At 71.2% G+C, this 11,214-nt stretch carries 6 protein-coding genes and 1 pseudogene; 3 read left to right on the plus strand and 4 right to left on the minus strand.

Annotation, left to right across the window (positions count from 1 at the left end; all coding sequences use genetic code 11):
* The 3 genes and pseudogenes from AEQ27_RS18525 to AEQ27_RS04210 form a co-directional block, all read right to left on the minus strand.
* The coding region (locus tag AEQ27_RS18525) for a carboxyl transferase domain-containing protein (protein ID WP_369813584.1) at nt 1-378 on the minus strand (378 nt) is incomplete at its 3' end.
* Nucleotides 358-2,379, minus strand: a pseudogene (locus AEQ27_RS04205) (APC family permease); the annotation flags it as partial. The gene AEQ27_RS18525 and the pseudogene AEQ27_RS04205, both read right to left, overlap by 21 nt.
* A gap of 104 nt (nt 2,380-2,483) precedes the next feature.
* Entirely contained in the window at nt 2,484-3,110 is a 627-nt protein-coding gene (locus AEQ27_RS04210) for a YitT family protein (RefSeq protein ID WP_054145532.1), read from the minus strand.
* A gap of 62 nt (nt 3,111-3,172) precedes the next feature.
* On the opposite strand from AEQ27_RS04210, the gene AEQ27_RS04215 reads away from it, so the two are divergent.
* Nucleotides 3,173-4,627, plus strand: coding sequence for a PLP-dependent aminotransferase family protein (locus AEQ27_RS04215; protein ID WP_054145533.1), 1,455 nt, complete (start codon nt 3,173-3,175; stop codon nt 4,625-4,627).
* 117 nt (nt 4,628-4,744) lie between these two features.
* On the opposite strand, the gene AEQ27_RS17080 is transcribed toward AEQ27_RS04215, so the two are convergent.
* Nucleotides 4,745-5,200 (minus strand): hypothetical protein, encoded by a 456-nt coding sequence (locus tag AEQ27_RS17080; protein WP_152970163.1) that lies wholly within the window; start codon nt 5,198-5,200, stop codon nt 4,745-4,747.
* Between the two features lie 254 nt (nt 5,201-5,454).
* On the opposite strand from AEQ27_RS17080, the gene AEQ27_RS04230 reads away from it, so the two are divergent.
* Nucleotides 5,455-8,601, plus strand: coding sequence for an efflux RND transporter permease subunit (locus AEQ27_RS04230; protein WP_054145536.1), 3,147 nt, complete (start codon nt 5,455-5,457; stop codon nt 8,599-8,601).
* A 447-nt stretch (nt 8,602-9,048) separates the two neighbouring features.
* Nucleotides 9,049-11,145 (plus strand): DEAD/DEAH box helicase, encoded by a 2,097-nt coding sequence (locus AEQ27_RS04235; RefSeq protein WP_054145537.1) that lies wholly within the window; start codon nt 9,049-9,051, stop codon nt 11,143-11,145.
* Nucleotides 11,146-11,214 lie beyond the last annotated feature (69 nt).

Raw genomic sequence — 11,214 nt, forward strand, 5'->3', positions numbered from 1 at the left:
GCGGTGCCGGACGAACTCGTCGAGCTCGACGAACGAGCCCGGGTCGAGCAGCTCGTCGATGCGCTCCCGGGCCGTCTTCTTTCCCTTGGCGTGCTGCTTGGCGATCGCGGCCTCGCCGCTGGACGTCCAGGCCTCGTGCGAGCGGGCCTTGCGGGCGGCGGCGCCCCCTCCGCGGTTGCCCTTCGCCGAACCGGGCGCGCGCGGGGTCTGCTTCGGCCCGGGCTTCGCGCCGGCCGAGCCGTTCTGCGCGGGCTGGACGTCCAGGCCTCGTTGCACCGCGCCTCCTTCGACCGCTGCTCCTGCGCGGCCGTCGGGGCCCGCGTCGGCGCCGAGGGCGCCTCCGGCGGCACCCGACCGGCGACCGGCGGGTTCGAGCACGCGGCGCGGCACCGGGCGGGGGCGGATCGGCTCGCCACGACGATCCTGGCCCGGGATGGGCCGCGAACGACGGCCGTAGAGCACCTCGGACGAGTCGAGCAGCCACGGCACGAGCGAGATCGTCACGCCGTGCACGAGCATGAGCTTCTGGCGGATGCGGCGGCTCTTGTGGTTGTGCAGGGCGGCCTCCCACCAGTGGCCGCCGATGTAGATCGGCGTGTAGACCGTCACGACCTCGCTGCCGTGCTCTTCGCGGTGGGCCTTGATGTACTTGATCAACGGCATGCTGATGTCGCGGTACGGCGAGGCGACGATGCGGAGCGGCACTTCGATGTCCTGCTCGGCCCACTGGCGCTGAAGCAGCGCCGTGGCCTCGTCGTCGATGCCCACGTGGATCGCCTCGAGCGACTCGTGGCGTGCGGCGATGGCGTAGTCGAGGGCCTTCAACACGGGCTTCTGCATCGTGCCGACCAGCACGATGGCGTGGTCGCCGTGCGAGCCGAACTGCGTCGTGGCGTCGGGCTCGATCTCGACGAGCACGTCGCGGTAGTAGCGGTTCACGCCGAGCATCAGCACGAACAGGATCGGCATGATGACGAACACGAGCCAGGCGCCGTGCGTGAACTTGGTCACCGTGACGACGATGAGCACCGACGCGGTCAGCAGGGCGCCGAACGCGTTGATGCCGCGGGCCCGGTACACGGCACCCCGGTCGGCGCAGCCCTCGCGCAGCATGCGGGTCCAGTGCACGACCATGCCGGTCTGGCCGAGCGTGAACGAGACGAAGACGCCGATGATGTACAGCTGGATGAGCCCCGTGACGCTGGCCTGGTACACGAGCAGGATGGCGCAGGCCACCAGTGCCAGCACGATCACGCCGTTCGAGTAGATCAGTCGGTCGCCGCGCGTGTTGAGCGCCTTGGGGGCGTACTGGTCGCGGGCCAGGATCGAACCGAGCAGCGGGAACCCGTTGAAGGCCGTGTTCGCCGCCAGCAGCAGCACCGCCGCCGTGCAGGCCTGGATCACGTAGAAGGGGATGCCGAACAGTGCCCCGCCGAACACGGCGCTCGCGATCTGCGCGATGAGGCTGCGCTGCGGCGTGGTGGCGCAGTCGACGAACCCTTGCAGGTCGCAGGCGTCCTCGGCGTAGTGCACTTTCGCGATCAGGGCGACCGTGACGAGGCCGGCGAACAGGACGATGGCGATGCTGCCCATCAGCACGAGGGTCTTCTGGGCGTTCTGCACCTTGGGGCGCTGGAACGCGGGCACGCCGTTCGCGATGGCCTCGACGCCGGTCAGGGCCGAGCACCCGCTCGAGAACGCCCGGAGCAGCAACAGCACGAAGGCGGCCTGCGTGAGCTGGTCGGCCTGCACCGTGTAGTCGGCGCTCTCGGCGACGGGCGGGTCGCCGAGTGCGGTGCGTACCAGCGCGATGACGATCATGACGAAGACGCTCGACACGAACAGGTAGGTGGGGATCGCGAAGGCCTTGCTCGACTCGCGCACGCCGCGCAGGTTGACGGCCGCGAGCAGGACGACGAAGAAGATCGCGAGCTCGACGCGCACCGGCGCCAGTTCGGGCACGGCCGAGATGATGTTGTCGACGCCCGAGGCGACCGACACGGCCACCGTCATGACGTAGTCGACCAGCAGCGCCGAGGCGACCACGAGCCCGGCCTTCTCGCCGAGGTTCTTGTGGGCGACCTCGTAGTCGCCGCCGCCCGACGGGTACGCCTTGATCAACTGGCGGTACGAGGCGACCACGACCAGCAGCAGGACGACCACGGCCACCGCCACCCACGGCGCCAGGGTGAGGAACCCGAGGCCGCCGATCAGCAGGATCATCAGCAGTTCCTGCGGCGCGTAGGCCACCGAGCTGAGCGGGTCGCTGGCGAAGATCGGCAGTGCGAGGTGCTTCGGCAGCAGCTGCCCCTCGAGCTTCTCCGAGGGCAGGGGTTCACCGATCAGCCAACGCTTCGGCGACCGAGTGTCGTTGGTCACGAGCGGCGACTCTACTCCCGTGCGAGGGGCTGTCAACTTCGCTCGCGCGCGGTTTATTCCCGGTCCGTGCGGGTCGGTCCGAACTGATTCGTACCGGCCGTGGGTCAGGCGGGTGAGGAGGCGCGGGCCGGGGCGACGACGGAGGTCGCCACCCGGCGCCGGGCGAAGAGCGGCAACGTGATCGCCACGAGCGGGCCGATCAGCAGGGCCTCGGCGGCCGTGCCGATGCCGACCTGGCCGCCGAGCAGCCAACCCGCGGCCAGGACCGTGACCTCGATGACGGTGCGGGCGACGCCCACCCGCCAGCCCAGTCGGGCGTGCAGGCCGAGCATGAGCCCGTCGCGCGGGCCCGGCCCGAAGGCGGCCCCGATGTAGAGGCCGCTCGCGATGGCGAGCAACAGCAGGCCGCCCGCGAAGGTCAGGCCCTGCGCCCACCACTCGGTCTGCTGCGGCAGCACGCGCAGGCCGAGGTCGGCGACCGGGCCGATCATCAGCGTGTTGGCGATCGTGCCGAAGCGGGGGCGCTGGCGCAGGGGGATCCAGAGCAGCAGCACGACCAAGCTCGTGACGAACGTGACGGTGCCGAACGTCAACCCGGTGTGCCGGACGAGACCCTGCGAGAGCACGTCCCAGGGGGCGACGCCGATGCCGGCGCGGATCATGACGGCGATGGCGAAGCCGTAGGCGGTGAGGCCGACGAACAACTGCAGCAGGCGACGCGAGAGGAGCATGTGGTCGATCCAATCGCCCGACTGGCCTGGTGGCAAGGGTCCAATCGGTTTAGGGTGGCCGCGTGACCAACCTAGACCACGGTGCCACCACCGTCTCGTCGCGAGCGCTCGGGGTGCTGCTCGACTCGTGGCGCGCCTCCTCGGCTCCCGGCTACCTGGCGCTCGCCGACCGCATCCGCCTGCTCGTGCTCGACGGTCGGCTGCCGGTCGGCACGCGTCTGCCGTCCGAACGCGACCTCTGCGCGCACCTCGGCGTCAGTCGGACGACCGTGGCCGCGGCGTATGCCGCCCTGCGCGACTCGGGGCACGTCGACAGCGTGCGCGGCAGCGGCAGCGTCGTGCGTCTGCCGGCTCGTGCATCGGTGCCGCGCCCGACGACGACCGAGGGGCTGCTCGACCTGACGAAAGCGGCCCTGCCCGCGGTCGACGGCATCGCCGAGGCGGCCCAGCGGGCGGCGGGACGGCTCGGGGCCTACCTCGACGACCCGGGCTACGACTCGGCGGGGCGGCCCGTGCTGCGCGAGGCCGTCGCCGAACGGTACCGACGGCGCGGCCTCGAGACGAGCGCGGAGCAGATCGTCGTCACCCTCGGGGCCCAGCACGCGATCGCGCTGCTCGCCCGCGTGCTGGTCTCGCGCGGCGACCGGGCCGTCGTCGAGGCACCCGGCTACCCGCACGCCTTCGAGGCCCTCCGCGGGGCCGGCGCCCGTCTCGCGCCGGTCAGCGTGACCGTGGACGACGGCTGGGACGAAGCGGCACTGATGCAGACCCTGCGGCGCACGAGCCCGCCGGTGGCCTACCTCATGCCCGACTTCCACAACCCGACGGGCGCGACGATGCCCGCCGACCAGCGGGTGCGGGTGCTCGAGGCGGCGGCGGACGAGGGCACCGTGGTGATCGCCGACGAGACCATGGCCGAGATGGCGATCGACGGGGTGGGTCCTGGGTCGCGCGTCGAACGGCCCCTGCCGATGGCCGCGTACGGACGGGCCGTCACGATCGGCTCGGTCGGCAAGTCGCTCTGGGGCGGCCTGCGCATCGGATGGATCCGCGCCGAACGCCCGCTCGTCGACCGGCTCGTGCGCGCCCGCTCGGCGGGTGACCTGGGCACGCCCGTGCTCGAGCAGCTGGTGGTCGCCGAGCTGCTCGGCGACTTCGACCGCGTGCTGGAGGCGCGGGCCGGCCACCTGAGGAGAGGTCGCGACCGCGTCGTCCACGGCTTGCGCGAGGCGTTCCCCTCCTGGCAGGTGCCGTCGCCGGCGGGCGGGCTCACCACCTGGGTCGGGCTGGGGGCGCCGGTCGGCTCGCAGCGCCCCCACGCCGCCCGCCGCGAGGGGCTGCTGCCCGCCGCCGGTCCGGTGTTCGGCATCGACGGGGCGTTCGAGCGCTTCCTGCGCGTGCCGTTCTCGTACGCCGACAGTGACACCGACCGCGCGCTCGCGGCCCTGCGCGCGGCGTGGGACGGGGTCGACGGGGTGCAGGCACCGGCCGCGCCGCTGCTGGCCGAGGTGGTCTGAGGGACGCGACCCGCGCCTCCTGGGGTGCCGGGATGTCACGAGGTACCGCTCACCTTCGGACGTGAGCGGCACGGCGTGACAGATGGGCCTGGGCGGCCCCGCTACCTGGGCGGCCCGCTAGAAGGAGCGGTTCAAGCACCAAGCCACGGCTCGGTACGTGGGCTTGCTCCACTGGTTCAGTGCCCCGATGGGGCGATTGTGGTCAAGAGCCCAACGCTGGAGGGCGAAGACGCTCCCGGCATTGTTGGCGTTGGAGAGAGGCCCTTCGAAGTAGCCGCCGACCTTGAGCCTCGCAGTGACGCCGAGCCACGAGTTGGGGCCCATCACGCCGTCGATCGGGCCACGGTAGGGCCTCTCGGAGTCCATGCTCGCCATGCACTGGAGTCGGCTCCAGAACACGGGGCCGGGGATGCCGTCGGACTCGGTCGTGGTCTTGGGCAGCGACGCGCAGACGGCGGGCATCGCACTCGTGGACATCTCGGCAGCTGATGCCGGTGTCGTCGCGACCATCAGTGATGTCACGAGCGTCACGGCGGCGACGCCCGCGGAGATCTTCTTCGTGCTGGAGTGCATCGGTGATCCTTTCCTCGGCAGTATTCGGATTGCACACATCACCTTTCTCCGAGGGCCGAGCTCGCGCCTCCGCCGAGCGGCGGAACTCGAGGCGCCAGGCGGCTGATCTGCTCGTCCCACGGTGCCGGCCGGCCGGGGTTCTGCACAGCGTGTAAGAAAGCGCCGCCAGTTCCCAGAGAGGCTGGTGACAATGGAGGCGCGGTGCACGTCGTTCACCGCGCCTCCTCCGCTCTCCCTCTCACCACCGGAGCACCGTGCACCTGCTGTCCGTCTTCAGCCTGCGCAACCGCGCGCTGATCGCCCTCGTCACCATCGTCGTCGCCGTCTTCGGTGGCATCGCCCTCACCTCGCTCAAGCAAGAGCTCGCACCGAACGTGCAGTTCCCGCAGATCGCGATCGTCAGCTCGTACCCGGGTGCCACGCCCGAGGTCGTGAACGAGGACGTCTCGACCCCGATCGAGCAGGCCGTCCAGATCATCCCCGGCCTTGAGGGCACCTCGGCGACCTCGAGCACCTCGCAGAGCACGGTGTCGGCCGAGTTCACCTACGGCACCGACCTCGACTCGGCCGAGCAGAAGATCCAGTCGGCCATCAACCGGCTCTCGCTGCCCGACTCCGTCGACACCCAGGTGGTCACGGGCAGCCTCGACGACCTGCCGGTGATCCAGATCGCCGTCACCGGTTACGACTCCGCGGACTCGCAGGCCCTCGTCGACCGGTTGACGAACGTGACGGTGCCCGACCTGCAGAAGCTCGACGGCGTCCGCGAGGCCTCGATCTACGGCGACGCCGGCCAGCGCGTCACCATCTCGCCCGATCAGACGGCGCTCACCGCCGCGGGGCTGACGACCGCCGCCTTCCAGGACGCCCTCGACGCCAACGGCACGCTCATCCCCGGCGGCACCATCACGCAGGACGGCAAGACGCTGTCGATCCAGGCAGGGCAGCGAATCACCAGCGTCGACGAGATCCGCGCCCTGCCGCTGCTCGGCGCGACCTCGGCTACCACCATCGGCGACGTCGCCGAGGTGCAGCTGACCGGCGCACCCGTCACCTCGATCAGCCGCGTCGACGGACAGGACGCCCTCACGGTCGCGATCACCAAGACCCTCGACGCCAACACCGTCGACGTGTCACAGACGGTCCGCGACGCGATCCCGAGCCTCGCCTCCGACCTGGGCGACGGTGTGGACCTCACGGTCGTGTTCGACCAGGCGCCGTTCATCCAACAGTCGATCGACGCGCTCGCCGAAGAAGGGCTGCTCGGCCTCGTCTTCGCCGTGATCGTCATCCTGGTCTTCCTGCTGTCGATCCGGTCGACCATCGTCACGGCGATCAGCATCCCGACGAGTGTGCTGATCACCTTCATCGGGCTGCAGGCCGCGAATTACACGCTCAACATCCTGACCCTGGGTGCGCTGACGATCGCCATCGGCCGCGTGGTCGCCGCCTCGATCGTCGTCATCGAGAACATCAAGCGACACCTCACCGCGGGCGTCGACCGGCTCGAGGCGATCAAGGTCGGCGTGCGCGAGGTGGCGGGGGCCATCACCGCGTCGACGGTCACGACCGTCGTGGTGTTCCTGCCGCTGGCGTTCGTCGGCAACATCACCGGCGAGCTGTTCCGACCGTTCGCCCTGACGGTGACCATCGCGCTCGTCGCGTCGTTGTTCGTGGCGCTCACGATCGTGCCGGTGCTGGCGTACTGGTTCCTCCGGGCGCCGAAGGCCCACAAGCACGCGCCCGGGGGCGAGGCCGCCGTCGTCGAGGGGGCGACGACCGAGTCGTTGACGACCCGCGCCTCCGACCCGTCCGACACCCGGCCGCTCGACCGCCTGCGTCGCGCGTACGTCCCCGTGCTGCGGGGCACCCTGAAGCGTCCGGTCGTGACGATCCTCGTGGCACTGCTGATCCTGGTGGGCACGGGCGCCGTCATCCCCTTCATGAAGACGAACTTCCTCGGGGCGAGCGGGCAGAACACCTTCACCGTCACGCAGACCCTGCCGCCCGCGTCGAGCCTGCAGACGCAGTCCGACGCCGCCGATCGGGTCGAGCAGGTGCTCGAGGGCGTCGACGGCATCGAGACGGTGCAGCTGACCATCGGTTCGAGCGGCACGTCGATCGCGAGCTTCCTCGGCGGCTCGGGCGACAGCACGGTCACCTACTCGATCACCACCGACGAGAGCGCCGACCAGGACGCCCTGCAGGCCGACGTCCGGTCGCAGCTGGACGACGTCACCGACGCCGGCGAGATCGAGGTCTCGGCGTCGAGCGGGTTCGGCACGAGCAACGACATCACCGTCGACGTCACCGCACCCGACCCCGACAGCCTGCAGACCGCCACGGACGCCGTGCTGAAGAAGGTGCAGGGGCTTCCCGGCACCGCCGAGGCCAGCTCGAACCTGCAGGCGGCCCAGCCCGTCATCGGCGTGCAGGTCGACCGCGTCGCCGCGGCGGCGCTCGGCTACAGCGAGGTCGCCGTGGGCGGCATCGTGTCGCAGGCGATCCAGCCTTTCCGGGTGGGGTCGCTCGAGATCGACGACAGCTCGGTCGACGTCTACACGGTCGACCCGACGCCGCCGGCGACCCTCGACGAGTTGGAGGCCCTCGAGCTGCCGAGCCCGACCGGGCCGGTGCGACTCGACTCCATCGCGACGGTCGAGCAGACGACCGGGCCGACCTCGGTCACGACCACCGACGCGGTCCGTTCGGCGACCGTGACGATCACGCCGTCGAGCGACGACCTGTCGTCGGCCGGCACCGAGGTCTCCGACGCCGTCGCGTCGGTCGAACTGCCCGACGGTACCGACGCCACGATCGGCGGGGCGACGGCCGACCAGGCCAACGCGTTCTCGCAGCTCGGTCTCGCCGTGCTGATCGCCATCCTGATCGTCTACATCGTGATGGTGGCGACGTTCCGCAGCCTGGTCCAGCCGTTGCTGCTGCTCGTGTCGATCCCGTTCGCCGCGACCGGCGCGATCCTGCTGCAGCTGGCCTCGGGCGTGCCCCTGGGCGTCGCGTCGCTGATCGGCGTGCTCATGCTCGTCGGCATCGTGGTGACGAACGCCATCGTGCTGATCGACCTGGTGAACCAGTACCGCGAGAAGGGGCTGCGCGTGCGCGAGGCCCTGCTCGAGGGGGCGTCGCGACGGTTGCGGCCGATCCTCATGACGGCGGCGGCCACGATCTTCGCGCTGACCCCGATGGCGCTCGGGGTCACCGGGCACGGCGGCTTCATTTCGCAGCCGCTCGCCATCGTCGTGATCGGCGGGCTCGTGTCGTCGACCCTGTTGACACTCGTGGTGCTGCCCGTCATCTACTACCTGTTCGAGCGCATCGGCGAACGTCGGGCCGACCGGCGGGCGGCGGAAGCGGCCGAGCAGGCTGCCACCCGCGTGTGACCTCGGCCGGCGTGCCGGGTTCGGTCGTGGTCGTGCAATTCGCGACGACGGGCAGCCGACACGCCGCCCAGGGCAGGACATGAGCCGCGTGTCGGCCGGTTCGTGTCGGGTTCGGTACGCCGGAAGGCCCTCGGCAGGTCGGGTTCGGTCCGTCGGGAGAGACGGGCAGGCCGCCTGTCGACCCGAGGAGGCGGGGCTTCCGGTTCGGGGGAGGCTCGGGTATCGTAGGTGGGTCGGCTCAAGACACCGCGCCTGTGGCGCGAGCACATCGGCACCTGCGGGTGCCGATCATGCACAGCTTTGAACAGCACGAGGGTTTGTAAGTCTTGTGGGCCGGATTCCCGTCGAGTCGCGACGGGATGAATTCACGATTGTGAACGGTCCTGGTCAACGGCTGCCCGGGTATTTCTTCGCGTCATCTCTGACAAGCCCGGAAAGAACTCCTCCATGTCTCCTTACGACAACTCCCGCCCGCGCACCGACCGCACCGGTGGTGCCCCCAAGGCTGGCTCGAAGAGCCCCAAGCACCGCGGCCACCGTGCCGACGAGGTCGGAGCCCCGGCCGCCAAGAAGCGCTGGGACGCCAGCGAGCGTGCCGACCGCGGACGCCGCGAGTTCGGCACCCGCGACGGTGGCGGCAACCGTGCCCCCGGCGCGGCCCGCTCCGAGGACCGCCGCCCCAACTGGGAGCCGCGCGAGAAGCCGGCCGGCGGCAACCGCTTCGGCAACCGCGCCTTCGACAGCCGCAACGGCGAGCGCGGCCGCGACGCCGCGCCCCGCTTCGGCCGTGACGGTGGCCGCGAGGCCGCGCGTGGCTACGGCCGCGACGGTGGCCGCGACGCCGCCCGTGGCTCCGACCGCGGACCCCGCGCGTGGGACCGTTCGGATCGCCCCGCCCGCGACGACCGTGCTCCCCGCAGCTATGGCCGCGGCGACCGTCCGGCGCGCGACGACCGTGCCCCGCGTTCGTTCGACCGGAACGACCGTCCGGCTCGTGACGATCGTGCCCCCCGCAGCTACGACCGCAGCGACCGCCCGGCTCGCGAGGACCGCTCGCGTGACGACCGCGCCCCCCGCAGCTTCGCCCGTTCGGACCGCCCTGCCCGCGACGCCCGCGCGCCGCGTGCGTACGGTGACCGTCCCGAGCGCGGTGGCCGCGCCTCCGGGGGTTTCGACCGCGACGCCCGCCCGGCACGCAGCTTCGACCGCAACGACCGCGGCGACCGCCCGGCCCGCGTCGGCGACCGGTCGAGCGACTTCTACCCGAAGCGCGACGCGGCCACGCACTACTCACCCGAGGACGACGTCAAGCTCGAGAAGCTCAAGGCCGAGGTCGTCACCGCGGCCGACGTCGAGGGCGTGAGCTTCGGCGACCTGGGCCTCGGCGACAACATCGAGCGCCAGCTGGCGACGATGGGTGCTGCGGCTCCGTTCGCGATCCAGGCCGCGACGATCCCCGACGTGCTCGCCGGTCGTGACGTGCTCGGCCGTGGCCGCACGGGCTCGGGCAAGACGATCGCCTTCGGCGCCCCGCTGGTCGAGAAGCTGATGGAGAACAACGGCGCGAAGAACCGCAAGATGGGCCGCAAGCCCCGCGCGCTGATCCTCGCCCCGACCCGTGAGCTCGCGATGCAGATCGACCGCACCGTGCAGCCCATCGCCCGCTCGGTCGGCCTGTTCACCACGCAGGTCTACGGCGGCGTGCCCCAGCAGCGTCAGGTCGGTGCGCTCAACCGCGGCGTCGACATCGTCATCGGCACCCCCGGACGCATCGAGGACCTCATCGACCAGGGTCGTCTCGACCTGAGCGAGGTCGTCGTGACCGTGCTCGACGAGGCCGACCACATGTGCGACCTCGGGTTCCTCGAGCCGGTGCAGCGCATCATCCGCGAGACCGCGACGGTCCGTCCCGACGGCGCCCGCGCCCAGAAGCTGCTCTTCAGCGCGACGCTCGACAAGGGCGTGGCGAAGCTGGTCGACGAGTTCCTCGTCGACCCGGCCGTGCACGAGGTCGCCGGCGAGGACCAGGCCAGCGCCACGATCGACCACCGCGTGCTGCTGATCGAGCAGCGCGACAAGACCGCGGTCATCGAGCAGCTCGCCTCGGGCGGTGGCAAGACCCTGGTCTTCGCCCGCACCCGCGCCTTCGCCGAGCAGCTCGCCGACCAGCTCGAGGACGCCGGCATCCGCTCGACGAGCCTGCACGGCGACCTGAACCAGGCCCGCCGCACGCGCAACCTGCAGCTGCTCACCAGCGGCAAGGTCAACGTGCTCGTCGCGACCGACGTCGCCGCCCGCGGCATCCACGTCGACGACATCGAGCTCGTCGTCCAGGCCGACATGCCCGACGAGTACAAGACCTACATGCACCGCTCGGGCCGCACCGGCCGCGCGGGCAAGGAGGGCACCGTCGTCACGCTCATCACGCGCCAGCGCCGCCGTCGCATGGAGGAGCTGCTCGACCGCGCCGAGACCGACGCCGAGATGATCGAGGCCCGCTCGGGCGACCGCCTCATCGACGAGCTCGCCGGCGTGCAGGCGTAGCGAGCGGTCCCCGGGGGCGCGCACCGCGCCTCCTGGTCTCGAACCCCGTTCCGAACGACGAACCCGGAA

The organism is Frigoribacterium sp. RIT-PI-h, from assembly GCF_001297205.1.
In the GTDB taxonomy this organism is placed as follows: domain Bacteria; phylum Actinomycetota; class Actinomycetes; order Actinomycetales; family Microbacteriaceae; genus Frigoribacterium.